Source organism: Halobellus captivus (genome assembly GCF_007655485.1).
Taxonomy (GTDB): domain Archaea; phylum Halobacteriota; class Halobacteria; order Halobacteriales; family Haloferacaceae; genus Haloquadratum; species Haloquadratum captivum.
This window is the reverse complement of record NZ_VJXQ01000003.1, coordinates 264208-280279: the sequence shown is the minus strand read 5'-3', so window position 1 is coordinate 280279 and position 16072 is coordinate 264208. Positions and strand designations below refer to the sequence as shown.

Below are 16072 nucleotides of genomic sequence, written 5' to 3'. Positions count from 1 at the left end.
TTCTGCTGTCGTTCGAAGGCTCAGCTACTGGCGTCCTCCAGATGATCGGCAGCGGACCTCGTTCAGACCCGCTTCGCCCGAGTCACCGCATCGGCGACGGCCGAGACCGCGCGAGCCGCTCGCGTCGACGGCGCGGCGCGAACGACCGGCCGAAACGATTCGACGGTCTGACCCACGCGCGGGTCCGCCGGAACGACGACCGCGGGCGCACCCAACACCCCCTCGAAGGTCCGCGTCGGCGGGTCGTCGAGCGCACGGTTGATGACGACGCCGACCAGTCCGGCGTCGAGTTCGCGGGCGAGCTCCCGGGATCGAACCGCGTCCGCGAGCGCGTAGGACTGCGGCGAGGCCACGATGACGCAGGCGTCCGCGACGGCGAGGGGAACGCCCGCATCGGCCTTCATCCCCGCCGGGCAGTCGACGACGACGTCGCCGTAGGTCGCTTCGACCGCGCGGAGCGCCCCGTCGAGCGTCGAGACGTCGGCGGCGCGAGCGCCCGCGAGCGAACGCCCGCAGGGGAGCAACCTGACCGGACCGCAGCCCTCCCGCACGGCTTCGATCGGGTCCGCTCGGCCAGCGAGGACGTCGTGGAGGTCCGGCCCGGGTCCCGTCGGCAGATCGGCCATTCCCAGATCGGCGTCGACGACCGTCGCGTCGAGTGCCGCGCCGAGTTCGACCGAGACAGTCGACTTACCGACGCCGCCCTTGCCGCCGGTGACGGCGACGATCATCGCTCACTCCCCGCGTGTGAGTCCATCGCGGAATTGTTGCTCGACACGGCCGCCTCCGACAGCGACGACACGACCGGTGCCGCGTCCGTTGCCGCCGCGCGCTCGGCGAGATCGCGCATTCGGGACGCCGCGGCCCGCAGGGACGATTCGTCGGCCGCGACGGCCTCGGGAAGCCCCGCGAGCGCATCCGCGCCGCCGCGGTCGACGAGCACCGCCGTCGCCTCCTCGGCCGTTCCGCCGGTGAGTCGCTCGGCGTGCCCGATACGCCGTTCGGCCGCGTCGAGCCACACGTCGACGGCGACGGGAACCGTGCCGGATCGTGCTCCCACCGCGTTTTCGGGACTGCTGTCCGTTTCCTCCCCCACAGCGGCTATTTTGTCCATTTCCGCTTGTCCAGTGGATTCGGGAGTAGATTCGACGGTCGATCCATCGGGAGTTTCGACAGCAGATGCCGCCGCGAGATGGTCGGCGCCGGTATCGATGTCAGTGTCGGCATCATTTTGCACATCGTTCTCGACGACGTCAGCGGGCGGCCGCGCCCGGCCCAGTGATCGAATCGCCGCCGCGGTGGGAGTCGACTGCGACTCCGACCCGTCAGCGGGGCCGAGTACGTCGATCGAGACGGCATCGGAGTCACGCGACAGCTCGGAGTCACCACTGACGGCTTCCGAGTGCGTATCCGTCTCCGTCGGAGACGACACCGGACAGGCGTAGCCGACGCCCCGGCGTCCAGACGCGGGAACAGCACCACAAAACCCGTCAGCGCCCCACCCAGAAGCGGGGAGGCCCTCCTCGCGAGGCGGGAGCACGGGGCCGTCGAGTTCGTTCCGAACGCGAACCCGAAGATCGACCGAGACGGTGTTCCGGAGTTCAACCTGCACGAGCGTGACGCCCGCGACGGACCTCGTAGAGACGGTGGTCACGAACGGGTCGGCGGCGGGCTGTTCGTCGTCCGGTGATTTCGGTTCACCGACCCGATCGGTGGCGTCGGAAACGGCTTTCACGCGAGGTCTGGTCGCTCGTTCCTACATAAACTGTTGGAGGTGTAGGGACAACGGTCCGAGGCGGGGGTACTCGCCCGACGCGCTAACAGATCACGAGCGGCGCGTCGAGCCACTCGAACGCCGCGTCGGCGCCGCCGAACGCGCCGACGACGTCGCCAGCGACGACCACCGGCGCGCGGATCGGCGCGATACGGGCCACGGCGAGCGCGTCGACGAACTCCGGAACGTCCGTCGGTAGCGCATCAGAGGCGGCCTCGTCGAGTCCGTGAACCCGACGCACGGTCTCGCGACGGGCGGCGTGAAACTCGTCGGAGACAGCGTCGACGCGGGCAGCCCGGACCTTTCGCCTGCAGTTTTCGAGCCGGTCTTCGAGGCTGATGCGCGTGTTTCGTCCGTCGCGTGCGTTCCTGGCCTGCGCTTCGAGGAGTTTCAGTCGCTGGGTCGCAGCGACGCGCTCCGTGGCCGCTTCCGAGAGCCGACGCGTCGCGTCCGAGAGCGCGGTTTCCGCGTCGGCCACCCCTTCGTCGGTCTCCGGGGATCGCCGCGCGTCGTCGGCCGCGGCCTCCCGGAGCGCGGTCACCCGACCCCGAACGGTCGCGACGCGTTCTCTGAGGCGGTCCGTCTCGGCCCCGGCCTCGGCCGCCTTACGGCGGGCATCCCGCAGTTCCCCGTCGTCTATCGGTGCCGGAGAGTGCGATCGGAGCGACCGGGCCGCCTCGAGGAGGTCGTCGTCGTGCGGCGTTTCGACGCCTCGGTCGAACGCGACAGCCGCGAGCGCGGCACGGGTTCGGATTCGGGTATCGAAGGCGAGACGAGCGACGTGTGCGTGAGTCGCCCCGGGAGGTGGCGAAGAAACAGCGGGCGCTTCGGGTCCGGTCGGTCGGCCGTCGCGGATCGCGCGGCGGAGTCGATGAAGCGAGAGAGCGGTCCCGACAGCGCCCTCCCGCAGATCAACGACCGGCCCCCGCTGGACGGTCCCGTCCGGTAGCCGGAGCGCGAACGGCGATTCGGCGGAACTCCCGGTCACAGTTCCCGCTCTCGCATCGCGGCAGGGTCGGGATACTCCGTCCCCGCGGCGAACCTGTCGTACGGCGTGCTCGGCGACTCGCGGTCCTCGTAGGCTGCGGCCGCTTCCCGAACCGATTCGGGCGCGTCGGCGAACTCGTTGAACGGCTCGGTTCGCTCGATCTGCACGTCCGCAGCGTGTCGCTCCCGAAGCCGACACGCCAGAAACGCGCCGTACTCGGTCTCGCGTAACAGGGCGGCGCGACCGAACCGTCTGACGACAGTTTCCTCGTGCGCTCGACAGGCGTTTCGCAGCGTCTCGCGCGCCCGACGCGAGTACGTCACAACCAACAACACGGCTACGAGCCTATTTCACGGGGGTGGTAAAAATCCACTCACACCGGCGAAACCGACTCACACCGGCGAGATGTTCACGTCGAGGTCCGACGGATTTTCGTCGAGGAGGTCGGCGATCCGCTCGCGCGCCTCGGCGTCGCTCTCGGCGACGACGACGAGGCCGTGTGCCCGGCCGTCGCCGATCGCCTGATACGCTCGAAGGCCCGCTTCGCCCTCGAAATCCGTCGCGTAGGTCCGGAGAACCGTCGTGACGCGCTGCTCGGTCGCCGCGAGGTCCGACTCGCCCGACTCGAAGTCTCTGAGCGCCTCCTCGACGTTCCGGAGTGCGGATATTCGATCCATTACGTCGTCCGGAGGTAGTTCTGTCGTGGCTCGTACACCTCGCCCTTCCGGCGGAGGTTCTCGATCTCGTCTTCGGCCTTCGTCTCGTCCAAGCCGAGGTCGCTTCCCGCCCGCTTGATGACCTCCTCGACCGGTGCGCCCTCCTCGTACTCGTCTTCGAGCTCCTCGATGAGATGCTTGAGGTCCTTGATCCGATCGCGCTGGTTCTTCGAGGTTCCGGTCTCGACGATGTCGGCGTCGAACTCGCCCGTCTCGGGGTCCATTCCGATGTCGCGCAGGCAGGATTCGACGATATCGGTGACGCGGACGGCGTCCTGGTGTTCGACCTTGTCGGAGAGGCGGAGCCGCGCCGACGCCTCCGAGAGGCGAACGAGCGCTTCGAGCTTCCGCGCCGTCACCGGCACCGGGGCGTCGTCGGCGGCCCCCTTCGCCCGGAAGTTGACGTAGAAGTCGCGGATGACCTCCTTGGCCTCCTCGGTCATCGTCGGATAGCAGTTCCGTTTCGCGTAGGCGATGTACTTCCGCAGGAGTTCGGCGTCGATCGCGGGAGTCACCTCTTCGGTCGCGTCTTCGACCTCGCCGTCGGTGAACTCCGAACTCGGGATCTTCGACTTCTGCGTGTGAAGCTCGCCCGCGTAGTTCGTGTTGATGATGTGATCTGCGAGCTCCGCGTCGGTCTCCGGATCGGGGTTGTCGGTCACCGTGAAGATCAGATCGAACCGGGAGATGAGCGCGGGTTCGAGATCGATCTGCTCGCCGATCGGTTCGTACTGGTCGAAGCGGCCGTACTTCGGGTTCGCCGCGCCGAGCAGCGAACACCGGGACTTCAGCGTCGCGTTGATTCCGGCCTTTGATACCGAGATGGATTGCTGCTCTAGCGCTTCGTGCATTGCACTGCGATCTTCCGACCTCATCTTATCGAGCTCGTCGACCGCCGCAATCCCCTTATCGGCCAAGACGAGCGCACCGGCTTCGAGCGTCCACTGCTGTCCGTCGCCGAAATCGTCGCGTACGGCCGCAGCAGTGAGCCCTGCGGAGGAGCTGCCTTTCCCGGAGGTGTAGACGGATCGGGGGGCAATATTGCGAATGTACTGAAGCATCGCCGACTTACCCGTCCCAGGATCACCGATCAGAAGCATATGCAGGTCGCCGCGGATCCGCGACCCGTCCGGGAGATGTTTCGTCACGCCCGAGAACAGTTGGAGAATCATCGCGAGTTTCTCCTGATCGTAGCCGTAGATGGAAGGTGCGACGGAGGCGACCATCTGCTCGTAGATGTCGGGGTCGTTCGAGAGATCGACGATCTTCGCGACGTCCTCGTCGGTGATGTCCATATCCTCGAACTCCTCGTCTTCGATTTCGACGCTGACCCCGTCCATGTAGAGATCGAAGATGGGCGTCTTCTCGTTGCCCGAGGTCTGCTGTTCGATGTGGAGGACGCCCGTCACCATCACGTGATCCCCCGCGGTCACTCTGCCGGTGACGTCGTCTTCGAGGTCGATGTCGATGCTCTGCGGCGTCTCGCCGCCGCGCAGGCCCTCCGGGCTCTCCTGGACGCGCACCTTCTGCGCGTCGACGAACTCCGATTGGTCGAAGTCGACGTGGAACGGCCCCTGACGCTCGCACCCCTGACACTCGTGCGGTTCCTGAAAGCCGCTGTCGGCCTGCGGGATGTACGTCATCGTCCCGCAGCGCTGGCACTCGAAGGCGGCCTCGGTGATCTTCGGCCTGACGTCGGTCGCCTTCCGGACGATCCCCTGGACGGCGATCATCCGCCCGATATGGTCGTCGTGAACGCGGATACCGCGGATGTCGACCGTCTCGGGGAGGTTCATCAGGCGGACGTGCGCGCGCCCGAGTTTGATGTCCACCGGCAGGTCGTAGAGCCGGAGCGCCTCCTCGGCGTACTCCCGTATCTGGTCGGGTTTCTTTCGGTAATCCTCGGCTAACTCGGTATCGAAGGCGTAGAGGTCGTCGTAATCGACGTAGAGCGACCGCTTTTCGTTCGGATACTGCTGCGCCAGCGTGCCGATCTCGTCGCTGTAGTACTTGCGGTAAAACTGGATGAATCGATCTGTGAGGTCGCGTGAATCCTGGGGGGCCTGCGCCATCGCACCGGAGTAGGGTCCTCATCAGGTAAGAGTCTTCGCCACGGAGAGCGAAAGTGAACGAACTACGAGCGGAGGCCGCAGAAGGCTGTTCTCAGAGCGAGACGTCGGTTTCGATGTCCTCAGTCGCGTCTTTGAGACCGTCGCGGCGGGCGTCCTCCGCGAGTCGCGTCGACAGGTCCGCGTCCGTCAGGAGGTCGGTGAACGCGTCGCGGAACCGGTGGTTCGCCTGCCGGGATTCGAGATCAGCCTCGACGACGCGACGGTATCGTCGGACGGCGTCAGCGTCCACGTCGACGTCTGCATCCGCAGCCACGTCGACATCTGCGTCCGCCGCAACGTCGATGCCGACATCCGTCGCCGCGGACAGTTCCGCCGCGAGCGACTCGTCGGCGACGTCAGGGGAACGGTCCGAAACGAGTTCTCGAAGTCGCTCGTAGGGAACCGGACTCTCGCGGTCCGCGTCGCTGACGAGGTGGAGGTCCATTCGCGCGCGGAAGACCGTCTCGGCATCGACATCGACCGCAGATGATTCGCTATCGACGGCCGCAGAGAGCGACGACGCTACCGCCGCGTCGGCCGCATCCGACCACGATCCCGCGTCCACGCCCGCGACGTCGGGATCGAAGAACGCCCGGACGATACGGCGGAGATCGGGAGTCGAAAGCGACGAGGCGAAATCGTAGCGCTCGCGCATCGTCTCGATCACGTGGTCGAGTTCCGTGTCGACGGCCTCCTCGTCGCGGTCGCTCGCCAGCGAGCCGCGCGCCGCCGACTGCGACTCGGTCACGGTTTCTTCGCCCGTCGTCTCTACGAAGAGGTCCCGGAGTTCGGCGGTCTTTTCGTCCATCAGGTCACTCAAGGTCGCCGCGACGTACAAACGTTTCCGTCGTAAACCAAAGTATTGATTTAGGTTTACGGGACAGGAGAGGGTATGTCGACAGAGACGGAGTCGGTCGAGCTCGTCGGGGAGGACGTCGTCGGCAACGTCGCTCGCGCGGCGTTGTTCGCGGCGCTCACCGGCGCGTTCGCGTACGTATCGTTTCCCAATCCGATCTCGCCGGTCCCCGTGAGCCTGCAGGTGCTCGGCGTCTTCCTCGCCGGGATCTTTCTCGGCCCCGTGTGGGGCGGCGTGTCGTTGGCGTTCTATCTCGCCGCGGGCGCGGCCGGTGCGCCGATCTTCTCCGCGGGGTCCGCGGGCTTCGGCCCGCTCGTCGGCTACACGGCGGGCTACCTCTGGTCGTACCCGATCGCGGCCGCGCTGATCGGAGCCACCGTCCACGGGTTCGACGGCCTCGACGACCCCGAAACGGTCGGAACCGTCCGACTGGTCGGCGGGATGCTCGCCGGGACGGTCGTCATCTATGCGCTCGGGACGGTCGGCTTCGCGCTCGTGCAGAACGTCGGTCTCGTCGAGGCGTTCGCGGTGAGCGCGCTGGCGTTCGTTCCCTTCGAGGCCGTGAAAATCGCCGCCGCGGTGGGCGTGGTCCGCAGCGACGCCGCCGCGGCCGCGTGACAACCGCAACAACCGTGATGGTGGGAGGAAACGCACAGTGATCCGAACCGACGGGCTCGTTCACCGCTACGGCGACTCCGTCGCCGTCGACGACGTCTCGCTCTCGGTCCCAGACGGCGAGTGCGTCGTCCTCGCGGGCGCGAACGGGTCGGGGAAGACGACGCTCGTGCGGCACTTCAACGGCCTGTTGAAACCGGACGCGGGAACGGTCGAGGTGAACGGTCGCGACGTCGGGTCGGATCTCGTCGCCGCGCGGACGGCCGTCGGAATGGTGTTTCAGGAGCCGCGCGACCAACTCGTCGCCGCGACGGTCGGCGCCGACGTCGCCTTCGGCCCCGAGAACCTCGGACTGGAGCGGGAAGCGATCGATCGTCGGGTCGAGGCCGCACTGGCCGCGGTGAACCTCGCCGATCGCACCGATGATCGGCTAGACGAACTCTCCGGGGGCGAGCGCGAACGCGTCGCCATCGCGGGCGCGCTCGCGATGGAACCCGACCATCTCGTCCTCGACGAGCCGTTCACCGGCCTTGATGAGCCAGCGCGCCGCTCCGTGCTCGATCGACTGCGGACGCTCTCGAACGACGGAACGAGCCTCATCGTCGTGACGCACGACCTCCGCGACGTCCTCGAACTGGCGGATCGCGTGGTCGCGATGGCCGACGGGCGGGTCGTCGTCGACGCCGCGCCCGCGGAGGCCGCGTCGTCGCTTCCGCAGTACGACGTGCGCGTGCCGGAGTCGGTGAACGCCCCAGCGGACCGCGACGCCGACGCGCGATGCTGACCTACCGATCCGGTGACTCGCTCGCTCACCGGCTCGATCCGCGGACGAAACTGCTCGCACAGGCCGCGTTCGCGGCGGCCGCGTTCGCGCACACCACTCCCTCGGGTCTTGCGTGGCTCACAGTCGTGGCGCTCGCCTTCCTCGCCGCGGGGCGGCTCTCTCCCGTGCGGGCGATCCGGGGCTATCTGCCCGCACTGCCGTTTCTGGTGGCCGCCCCGCTGCTCTCGGTCGTCGAGGTCGACGTCAGTCCGGGGTCGGGCGCGTGGGCGGTCGGCATCGATCCGGCCGCGGCGTTCGAGCCGCTGCTGGCGAGCTACCGGGTGCTCCTCATTCTCCTCGTGTCGGCGGTCTACCTGCACGCGACGCCCGTTCGCGACACCCGCGCGGCGATCCAGCGCCTCGTTCCGGGTCGCGTCGGTCGGCTGCTCGGCGTCGGCGTCGCGCTCGTGTTCCGGTTCCTGCCGCTGCTCCGATCGGATCTCGGACGGATCCGCGAGGCCTCGAACGCCCGGCTCGGCTCGGAGCGGCCGCTCCGAGCGCGGATGCAACTCGTCGCGTCGGCCGGAATCCGACGGGCGTTCGGGCGGGCGGATCGGCTGGCGCTCGCTCTTCGCGCGCGCTGCTTCGCCTGGAATCCGACGCTCCCGGAACTCCGATTCGAGAGAATCGACGCGGTCGGACTGCTCGTCGCGCTCGCGCTCGCGGGGGCGACTCTGCTCGGGCCGTAGGGCTCCGCGTGGGCCGGGGTTACGCCTGGCTGTACTCTTTCTTGAACCCGCGGAACTCCGTTCGGTGCGCCTCCTCGTCGGCGAGAAGCGTCACTGCGAGGTCCTCCGTGACGGGATCATCGGCCGCCTCGGCGGCGTCGATCAGGGCCCGGTACGTCTCGATCGCACCTTCCTCGGCGTCAAGAACCCCCTCGATCACCGAGAGGACGTCCGTCGTGTCCTCGGGCGGCTGGAGGCTCAGCTGGTTCGCCTCGAAGGCGGCGGAGCCGGGCGGGTGCTCGTCGAGCTGCTTGAGTCGATTGCCGAGCTGTTCGGCGTGGCCGAGTTCCTCCTGAATATCCTGCTGGAGGGACTCTTTGATCTCCTCGGCGCGGACGCCGTCGAGGACGATCGAGTTCGTCAAGTAGTTCATCACGGTCTCGATCTCGTCCTGGTAGGCCTTCTGCAGCAGCCGGGTTACCTCGTCAGACATAGCGGGTAAGGATTCGCTCGCCGTCGACAAGATACTGTCGCCAATCCGACGTACTAGCGCCGAACAGAACCCACGCGCCACTTAGGCCACGCCGCCGAGAACGCGTCCCACCGTGTAGGCGACGACGGCGGCGGCCATCCCCACGACGAACATCTCCGCGCCGTTGAGATACCACCGACGTGCAGTCACGAGGCTCCGACTCGCGCCGACGACGAAGAAGGTCACACCGGTGACCGCGACCGAGAGCGGAAACGCCGGGCCGAGTCCGAGAATGTAGGGTAACAGCGGTGCCCACCCGGCGACGACGAACGCCAGAAAGGTGACGAGCGCGGTCCAGCGCGGCGATTTCCCGTCAGCCAACGTCGCCGGAGCCGCGTCGCCGACGCGAGCCCTGGTGTGCTGGTAGTCGAGTTCGGAGCGGCGGCTCAGGTAATTGCTCATCCCCATCGAGAAGCCGTCGGCGAAGAGGTTCGCCGCGCCCAAGATGAGCACGATAGAGGGACTGAGTGCGGCCCCCGCGACGCCGGAGACGACGGCGAACGTCGTCACGATGCCGTCGTTCGCGCCGTAGATGATCTCCGCGAGGTACCGACCGGAGGGTTCGACGTCGTCGCCGAGGAGTTTCTCGATCATCGTGTGTCGTCACCGTCGGGACGCGCGAACCGGCCGTATCAGGCCCGCGAGCCGTCGACGTCGATGGCGTCCACCGGACAGATGTCGACGCAGAGCATACAGTCGATGCACTGATCCTCGCGCGTCGGTTCGACCTTCCGGTCCGATTCGGGGTGTCCGGGCGTTTCGACCCACGTGAACACGTCGACCGGGCAGTTCTCCAGACACGCGCCGTCGGCGACGCAGAGGTCGTAGTCGACGGCGACGTGCGTCCCGTGGATCCCGAGTTTCTCCGGCGGTTCGACGGGTCCCCAGACGTCGACGCCCTCGCCGAGCTCCGTTTTGCTCGCTGACGAGCGAAGCTCGTCCAACTCCTCCTCGCGGAGCTTCTCGCGGTTGTTATCGAAGTTCGGATCGATTCCCATTGTGCGTCAGTACACGAGTGAGGAGGAAAACACCGTCGGTGCCGTTGTTGGACTGTCGATGCTGTTGTTGGACTGTCGATGCTGTTGTTGGACTGTCGACGCCGTTGTTGAACTGTCGGTGCCGACCGCATAATTAAGCCACACCAGTCGGGAGTGAGTGTATGAGCCGTGTTAACGAACGGGAGTTGGAGTGGACCGAGGTCAAGCGCGAGCGCACGAACTTCAAGCGAAAGAAACTCGCGAGCGCGGCCGACTTCGACGATATCGGTGCGAGCCTCTACGAACTCCCGCCGGACGCCTCCTCGTGGCCGTATCACTTCCACACCGGCAACGCGGAGGCGATGTACGTCCTCTCGGGGACCGGCGCGCTCCGAACTCCGGACGGGGAGAGCAGGATCGAAGCGGGCGATTTCTGCGGGTTTCCAGCGGATCCGGACGGCGCGCACCGCCTGCACAACGACGGCGACGAACCGCTGCGCTATCTCGCGGTCTCGACGATGCGAGATCCGGACGTGACCGTCTATCCCGACTCCGAAAAGATCGGCGTGTATGCGGGCTCACCGCCCGGGAGCGACGACGAGCGCGTCGTCTCCGGCTACTTCCGCCGCGGCGACGACGTCGACTACTGGGAGGACGAATCATAGGCCGATATCGACTCCGTGGCGATAGCCGCCACTCGCCCGCGTCGAGCTACGCTGAAATCTGTTCGCATCGAGCCACGCCGAACTCTGTTCGCGTCGAGCTACGCCGAAACCCGCTCGCGTCGCGCCCGACGGACGGCGTCGGTGAAGTTGTCGAACAGCCGCTTCGTCCGGCACGCGGCGTGGTAGTTCTCCTCGGTGATGCCGTCGAGAACCGATCGGCGGCGCTCGTCCGAGAGCTCCTTCTCGTTCGTGATCGCCCGTGCCGTCTCCGGGTCGTACTCGGGGTGGAACTGAACCCCCCAGGCCACCCCCCGGCGGAAGGCGTGTACCCCGTAGTCGTTCTCCGCGAGGAGCGTCGCGTCCGGCGGGAGTTCGGTGACCGCGTCCGAATGCGTCGTGAACGCGGTGAAGGTGTCTGGAACGCCTCCCAGTAACTCGTCGTCGGCGACCTTCGTGATCTCCCGATAGCCGATCTCGTAGCGGCCCATATCCTCGACCCGACCGCCCAGCGCCGTCGCGAGCACCTGGTGGCCGTAACAGACGCCGAGGATCGGTAGGCCGCGCTCGTCGGCGTCGGCGACGTATGCGACGAGGGGCCGAATCCACTCGCGGTCCCAGTACACCGACGAGCTAGATCCCGTGACCACGACGGCGTCGAAGTCGAAGTCCGCGGGCGGCCCGTCCGTCGTCACGTCGAACTCGACGAGGTCGGCGGCGAGTTCGCGTCGGAAGTTCCGGGGCGTGTGCTCGTCGCCGTGGGAAGCGTCGAGAAGCGCGATCCGCAACCGGTCGCTGGCCCGATTCATCAACGGTCCGAACGCGGCGGATCGAAAAGTGTCTTGCGCCCGCGGGCAGTCGTGCCGGACCCTGTGACGCCCGTTTGCCAGCGGGGAGGTGACGACCTACGCGTCCTCCAGCGCTGCCAGAAAGCCGAGCAAATCGTCGTTGACGCGTTTGGAGGCCTCGATATGGACGAGGTGGCCCGCGTCCTCTATCGAGGAGAGCTCTCCGCGCGGAAGCCCCTCGGCCAGCGCGTCACCGCGCTCGAACGGCCAGACCGCGTCGTCGGCCCCGTGGACGACGAGCGCCGGGTCCGTGATCGCGTAGAGGCGATCGGAGACGTCGAAGTCGGTGACGGCGGCAATCTGTGCCTCCCACGCCGACCGCGCTGCGTCCTCCGCCGAACGCCAGTCGACCATCTGCGCGAGAGCATCGGGACGGGCCTCGGAGAACGATCCTGAAAAGCCAGCGCGGAGCGAGCCTTCGAGCGCCCCGCGGTCGTCCGGAGCGCCCCAGAGGGGTTCGAGGTCGAGGCCCTCGCCGCGGGCCGCGGTCCCGACGAGGACGAGGCTGTCGACGCGCGAGGTCGTCCGCGCGGCCTCCAGCGCGACCATCCCGCCGAGACCCGCGCCCACGACGTGCGCCGAGCGAACGCCCGCGTCCGAGAGCACCGCTGTGAGGTCGTCGACGAAATCCGCGACGGCGTAGGGACCGGAGGGCGCGTTCGAGCGTCCGCAACCGCGGAGATCGGTGACGAGACTCCGGTACGGACCCGCGACGGCCGCGTGTTGCCAGCCCCACTGCCACGCCCCGTAGCCGACGTCGCCGACGAACGCGACTGTCTCGCCCCGCCCGGCCGTATCGTAGTACAGATCGACGCCATCGTTCGAGACCCGCGCCATACCGGAACGTCGATTCGGCGCGTCTTAGGCGTCTCGCCTCGGGACGAGGTGGGCCTCACAGATTCGGAGACTCAGCTTCGGAGGATTCAGAGTCGGGAGACTCAGGTTTGGACCGCTTAGTTCGAACCGCTCAGGACTCTTGGGCCCGCGCCGTCCACTCCACCTGCTCGCCATCCGCGTTGTCGGCCTCGCACTCGACGACGGCGTCGAACAGCGTCTTGAGCAGCTCGACGGTCTGGTCGTCGTGCACCATCGGATCGAGGAAGAAGAGCCCGGTCGCGTCGGCCGCCCGAAGCCGGGTTGTGAGCACGTGAAGGAAGCGGTACACGCTCTGTGAATCGGCGTACTGAAGCAAGACCGTGAGCGAATCGACGGCGACTATCGGGTTGGTCCAGTCGGAGATGTACGGCGTGGATTTCATCCCGACACCCGTGAGATTCGAGGGATTGGCGACCGTCTCGACCACAAGGTCGCGGTCGCCGACGTCGCCGCTGTCCAGTTCGGGCGTCGTGATGATCGCGGCCGCAGCAGGCTCACCGTCGAGCGCTTCGGACCACGCGTCGTACCACGGAGCGGGAGGCTGCGAAAACGAGATACCGAGCAATTCCACATCGCTACCGCCGTCCGCGAAGTGGCGTTTGTACTCGACATCATCGACGGCCGCGTTCTGCGGATGGAGGATCAACACGGTCGAAGCGTCGGCAACCTGCGCCGCGACCGTCGCTATCGAGGACACAGTGTTGGATTGTCAACAGATTCCGATAAGTCTTGTGTGATACGCCGCAGTGATGGTATCGATAGCGAAGCGGTGGATCGATTAGGCCCGCAACCGAGGGCGAAGCGGTGGGTCGCTACGCGTTCAGTTGAGGGCGAACGGTTCGTCGATCACGCGCTCCGAACCGCGCGGAGCACGTCCGGGGCGTCGTCCAGCGCGTCGTCCAGCGCGTCGACGTCCGGTCCGCCGCCCTGCGCGAAGTCCGGCGGGCCGCCGCCGCCGCCGCCGACCGCCGCGGCGAGACGCCCGACGACTTCGCCCGCGTTGATCCCGACGCCGTCGGGGACGCCGACGACGAACTGCGCGCTGCCACCGGCACCGGAGCCGAGGACGGCGACCTTCCCCTCCTCGACGAGCGCGTTGGCGGTCGCCCGGAGTTCGTCGGCGTCGCCGTCGAGTCGCCGCACGACGGCGGCCGTTCCGTCGACGTCGATCTCGTCGTCTCCGGCGGCCGCGCGGGCCTCCGCCACCTCGGTCTTCAGCCGGTCGATCGTCTTCCCCCGCTCCTTCCACTCGGTGAAGAAGCGCTCGGCCGTCTCGGGGACGTCTTCGGGCGTGACGTCGAGCACCTCGGCCGCCTCGTACAGCGCGTCCTCGGTGCGCTGGGTCGCCTCGATCGCCGCGTCACCGGCGGCGAAGACGACGCGTTCGACGCCGTCTTGGACCGGCTCCGTGGTGAGGATCTTGATCGCGCCAATGTCGCCGGTACGGGAGACGTGCGTCCCGCCGCAGGCCTGGACGTCGTCGTCGATGGTGATCGTCCGGATGTTCTGTCCCGGCGGGATTCCGCCCTGATAGAGGTCGAACCCGTGCTCGGCTTCGGCCTCGTGGCGGTCCGGCCAGTTCTGCTTCACCGTCCGGTTCTGCATCACGAGATCGTTCGCAACCATCTCGATCCGTTTGACCTCATCGCGGGAGATCCGCGCGTAGTGTTTGATGTCGAGACGGGAGCGCTTCGTCCCCTTCTGTGCTCCCGCCTGCCGGACGTGCTCGCCGAGGACCTGCCGGGCGGCGTAGCCGATGATGTGCGTCGCGGTGTGGTGCCGCATCAGCCGACGACGGCGCTCGACGTCGAGTTGGCCGCGGACGAACTCGCCCTTGCCGGGGGTCCCGTCGGTCCGGTGGAGCACGACGCCGTCGCGGATCTGGACGTCGGTCACCTGCACGGTCGTGTCGTCGGTCGACAGCGCCCCGTGGTCGGCGGGCTGGCCGCCGCCCTCCGGGTAGAACATCGTCTGATCGAGGACGACGTCGTACCCCTCCTCGCGCTCGATCACGTCGAGGACGACCGCCTCGAACTCCGTCCGCTCCTGGTCGTCGTAGTAGAGCTTCTCCGTCTCGGGGAGGTCCGCGAGGCGCTCCTCGCGCGCGGTCGACGCCGCGGCCGCGTCGTCGCCGCCGTGTCGCTCCGCGACGAGCGAGTAGAAGTTGTCGGGGACGTCGACGCTCGCGCCGCGGTCGGCGGCGATCTCCGCGACCATCTCCGGCTGGATCCCGTGGGAGTCGTACAGTTCGATGAGTTCCTCGACGGGGATCGGTTCGTCCTTCTCCGCGTAGTCGGCCGCCAGGGTTTCGACCTTTCGTCGGCCGCGTTCGAGCGTCTCGCGGTACTTCCGCTCCTCGGTTCGGACGATGTCGCGGATCGTATCGCGGTTCTGGTAGTCGAGTCGCTTCGCCTGCATATCCACGAGTTCGTCGAGCGGGGCGTCGACGCCGACGTCGTCGACGAGGCGCTTCGTCCGGCGCAGCACCATCCGCGCGAGATAGCCCGTGCCGACGTTCGACGGCACGATCTCGTCGCCGAACATATAGGCGAGGGTGCGGCAGTGATCGGCGATCGCGTAGATCGTCTCCAGCGGGTGGAGCAGTTCGGTGAGTTCGTCGGCGTCGACGTCGAGTTCGTCGGCGACGTCGGCTCGGGCTTCCGTCAGGTCGTCGATTTCGTCGATGTCGAGATAGCCCGAGAGCTTCGCCGCGCGGTGGACGAGTTCTCGCTCCTCGTCGGTCAGCGAGATTCCGGCGTTCTCCTTGAGGAACTCGATCATATCGGGGTAGACCGCCTCGTAAACCGTCGGCGTCCCCTGCGACACCCACGTCCAGCGTTCGAGGCCGTAGCCGGTGTCGACGATGTAGGTGTCCATCGGCGAGTACCGGTTGCCGTCTTTCATCTCGTATTCGCCGTCGGCGTCCTGCTCCATCGACATAAAGACGAGCGTCGCGAGTTCGGCACCCCGGTACAGGACCTCGAAGGCCGGTCCGGCGTTGCCGCCGCCGACCCACGGGTCCTCGATGTAGGTCACTTCGGCCGGGTCCGCCCCCATGTGCTCGAAGAACTGATCGCAGAGTTCGACGGTTTCGTCCTTCCAGTAGACCTCGCCGGAGTAGGCGTACTCGTCGCCAGCCTCCTCGCGGGCGTTGAACGCGTGGTGGGCCATCATCTCGAAGGCCATCGTGTGGCGGCCGGTCTTGCCGACGTTGTCGATGTCCTGCATCCGAATGCAGGGCTGGGAGATGCACAGCGGGTTCGCCGGTGGCGGCGTCTGCCCGCTCGTGACGAGCGGCTGGAAGTCGTAGATCGACGCCTGCGTCAGGAGGACGTCGTCGCGCCAGCGGTTCGCCGCGACCGGATATGGGTCGATTCGCTCGTGGCCGTGCTCCTCGAAGAACGAGAGGAACTTCTCTCGCATCTCTTCGAGGGTGTACTCCTCGTCGAAGCCGGGGTTGTCGATGAAGGAGTAGTCGTCCGCGGGCGGCTCGCCGCACGTCTCGCGGTCGGGATCCCGCGTCCAGAAGTGGACGTCGGTCACCGGACACTGCTTCCGGTGGAACCCCTCCTCCTCGAAGTAATCGAGGCGATACTCCGCTTCGAGTTCACTCATTACCCGTCAGT

Annotated in this window: 18 protein-coding genes; 4 read left to right on the top strand and 14 right to left on the bottom strand. The window is 67.2% G+C overall.

What is annotated here, in order from left to right; all coding sequences use genetic code 11:
- Window positions 1–62 precede the first annotated feature (62 nt).
- From FJT57_RS10755 to FJT57_RS10725, 7 genes are all read right to left on the bottom strand, one after another.
- Complete coding sequence (locus tag FJT57_RS10755; protein ID WP_144905030.1) at window positions 63–731, bottom strand: MinD/ParA family ATP-binding protein; 669 nt, start codon at window positions 729–731, stop codon at window positions 63–65.
- Window positions 728–1735 (bottom strand): DUF7857 domain-containing protein, encoded by a 1008-nt coding sequence (locus FJT57_RS10750; RefSeq protein ID WP_144905028.1) that lies wholly within the window; start codon window positions 1733–1735, stop codon window positions 728–730. The genes FJT57_RS10755 and FJT57_RS10750 overlap by 4 nt, the downstream gene beginning before the upstream one ends.
- 82 nt (window positions 1736–1817) lie before the next feature.
- Complete coding sequence (locus tag FJT57_RS10745) at window positions 1818–2762, bottom strand: DUF7856 family protein (protein WP_144905026.1); 945 nt, start codon at window positions 2760–2762, stop codon at window positions 1818–1820.
- Window positions 2759–3097 carry a DUF7855 family protein gene (locus tag FJT57_RS10740; protein ID WP_144905023.1) on the bottom strand — a complete coding sequence of 113 codons (339 nt, stop codon included), beginning with the start codon at window positions 3095–3097 and terminating at the stop codon, window positions 2759–2761. Before FJT57_RS10740 ends, FJT57_RS10745 begins: the two co-directional genes overlap by 4 nt.
- A gap of 57 nt (window positions 3098–3154) precedes the next feature.
- Window positions 3155–3439 (bottom strand): DUF7854 family protein, encoded by a 285-nt coding sequence (locus tag FJT57_RS10735; protein WP_144905021.1) that lies wholly within the window; start codon window positions 3437–3439, stop codon window positions 3155–3157.
- Entirely contained in the window at window positions 3439–5550 is a 2112-nt protein-coding gene (locus FJT57_RS10730) for a minichromosome maintenance protein MCM (protein WP_144905019.1), read from the bottom strand. The genes FJT57_RS10735 and FJT57_RS10730 overlap by 1 nt, the downstream gene beginning before the upstream one ends.
- 91 nt (window positions 5551–5641) lie before the next feature.
- Window positions 5642–6397, bottom strand: coding sequence for a conditioned medium-induced protein 4 (locus FJT57_RS10725; RefSeq protein WP_144905017.1), 756 nt, complete (start codon window positions 6395–6397; stop codon window positions 5642–5644).
- A gap of 84 nt (window positions 6398–6481) precedes the next feature.
- Here FJT57_RS10725 and FJT57_RS10720 point away from each other — a divergent pair, with 84 nt between their 5' ends.
- From FJT57_RS10720 to FJT57_RS10710, 3 genes are read left to right on the top strand one after another with little or no spacing between them, the layout of a single operon-like run.
- Window positions 6482–7063 carry a biotin transporter BioY gene (locus tag FJT57_RS10720; RefSeq protein WP_144905015.1) on the top strand — a complete coding sequence of 194 codons (582 nt, stop codon included), beginning with the start codon at window positions 6482–6484 and terminating at the stop codon, window positions 7061–7063.
- A gap of 37 nt (window positions 7064–7100) precedes the next feature.
- Window positions 7101–7844 carry an energy-coupling factor ABC transporter ATP-binding protein gene (locus tag FJT57_RS10715; protein WP_144905013.1) on the top strand — a complete coding sequence of 248 codons (744 nt, stop codon included), beginning with the start codon at window positions 7101–7103 and terminating at the stop codon, window positions 7842–7844.
- Window positions 7838–8572, top strand: coding sequence for an energy-coupling factor transporter transmembrane component T family protein (locus FJT57_RS10710; protein ID WP_144905010.1), 735 nt, complete (start codon window positions 7838–7840; stop codon window positions 8570–8572). Before FJT57_RS10715 ends, FJT57_RS10710 begins: the two co-directional genes overlap by 7 nt.
- A gap of 19 nt (window positions 8573–8591) precedes the next feature.
- Here FJT57_RS10710 and FJT57_RS10705 read toward each other — a convergent pair whose 3' ends face one another.
- The 3 genes from FJT57_RS10705 to FJT57_RS10695 form a co-directional block, all read right to left on the bottom strand.
- Complete coding sequence (locus FJT57_RS10705; protein WP_144905008.1) at window positions 8592–9044, bottom strand: ferritin-like domain-containing protein; 453 nt, start codon at window positions 9042–9044, stop codon at window positions 8592–8594.
- Window positions 9045–9125: 81 nt separating this feature from the next.
- A complete protein-coding gene (locus FJT57_RS10700; protein ID WP_144905006.1) occupies window positions 9126–9677 on the bottom strand; it encodes a VIT1/CCC1 transporter family protein in 552 nt (183 codons plus the stop codon).
- A 38-nt stretch (window positions 9678–9715) separates the two neighbouring features.
- A complete protein-coding gene (locus FJT57_RS10695; protein ID WP_144905004.1) occupies window positions 9716–10081 on the bottom strand; it encodes a 4Fe-4S dicluster domain-containing protein in 366 nt (121 codons plus the stop codon).
- A gap of 161 nt (window positions 10082–10242) precedes the next feature.
- Here FJT57_RS10695 and FJT57_RS10690 point away from each other — a divergent pair, with 161 nt between their 5' ends.
- Window positions 10243–10725 (top strand): cupin domain-containing protein, encoded by a 483-nt coding sequence (locus FJT57_RS10690; RefSeq protein WP_144905002.1) that lies wholly within the window; start codon window positions 10243–10245, stop codon window positions 10723–10725.
- 98 nt (window positions 10726–10823) lie between these two features.
- Here the strand turns inward: FJT57_RS10690 and FJT57_RS10685 are convergent, their stop codons facing one another.
- The 4 genes from FJT57_RS10685 to alaS all read right to left on the bottom strand — a co-directional run bounded on the left by FJT57_RS10685 (window position 10824) and on the right by alaS (window position 16061).
- Window positions 10824–11531, bottom strand: a complete 708-nt coding sequence (locus FJT57_RS10685; protein ID WP_144905000.1) for a type 1 glutamine amidotransferase — start codon at window positions 11529–11531, stop codon at window positions 10824–10826.
- Between the two features lie 96 nt (window positions 11532–11627).
- Window positions 11628–12407 (bottom strand): alpha/beta fold hydrolase, encoded by a 780-nt coding sequence (locus FJT57_RS10680; RefSeq protein ID WP_144904998.1) that lies wholly within the window; start codon window positions 12405–12407, stop codon window positions 11628–11630.
- Window positions 12408–12537: 130 nt separating this feature from the next.
- Entirely contained in the window at window positions 12538–13143 is a 606-nt protein-coding gene (locus FJT57_RS10675; protein WP_144904996.1) for a DUF7504 family protein, read from the bottom strand.
- A 149-nt stretch (window positions 13144–13292) separates the two neighbouring features.
- A complete protein-coding gene (gene alaS / locus FJT57_RS10670; RefSeq protein WP_144904994.1) occupies window positions 13293–16061 on the bottom strand; it encodes an alanine--tRNA ligase in 2769 nt (922 codons plus the stop codon).
- Window positions 16062–16072: the final 11 nt, after the last annotated feature.

Coding starts and splice junctions, on each gene's coding strand:
- FJT57_RS10755 (WP_144905030.1), bottom strand. CDS start 731: ATGATCGTCGCCGTCACCGGCGGCAAGGGCGGCGTCGGTAAGTCGACT.
- FJT57_RS10735 (WP_144905021.1), bottom strand. CDS start 3,439: ATGGATCGAATATCCGCACTCCGGAACGTCGAGGAGGCGCTCAGAGAC.
- FJT57_RS10730 (WP_144905019.1), bottom strand. CDS start 5,550: ATGGCGCAGGCCCCCCAGGATTCACGCGACCTCACAGATCGATTCATC.
- FJT57_RS10725 (WP_144905017.1), bottom strand. CDS start 6,397: ATGGACGAAAAGACCGCCGAACTCCGGGACCTCTTCGTAGAGACGACG.
- FJT57_RS10720 (WP_144905015.1), top strand. CDS start 6,482: ATGTCGACAGAGACGGAGTCGGTCGAGCTCGTCGGGGAGGACGTCGTC.
- FJT57_RS10710 (WP_144905010.1), top strand. CDS start 7,838: ATGCTGACCTACCGATCCGGTGACTCGCTCGCTCACCGGCTCGATCCG.
- FJT57_RS10705 (WP_144905008.1), bottom strand. CDS start 9,044: ATGTCTGACGAGGTAACCCGGCTGCTGCAGAAGGCCTACCAGGACGAG.
- FJT57_RS10700 (WP_144905006.1), bottom strand. CDS start 9,677: ATGATCGAGAAACTCCTCGGCGACGACGTCGAACCCTCCGGTCGGTAC.
- FJT57_RS10695 (WP_144905004.1), bottom strand. CDS start 10,081: ATGGGAATCGATCCGAACTTCGATAACAACCGCGAGAAGCTCCGCGAG.
- FJT57_RS10690 (WP_144905002.1), top strand. CDS start 10,243: ATGAGCCGTGTTAACGAACGGGAGTTGGAGTGGACCGAGGTCAAGCGC.
- FJT57_RS10685 (WP_144905000.1), bottom strand. CDS start 11,531: ATGAATCGGGCCAGCGACCGGTTGCGGATCGCGCTTCTCGACGCTTCC.
- FJT57_RS10680 (WP_144904998.1), bottom strand. CDS start 12,407: ATGGCGCGGGTCTCGAACGATGGCGTCGATCTGTACTACGATACGGCC.
- alaS (WP_144904994.1), bottom strand. CDS start 16,061: ATGAGTGAACTCGAAGCGGAGTATCGCCTCGATTACTTCGAGGAGGAG.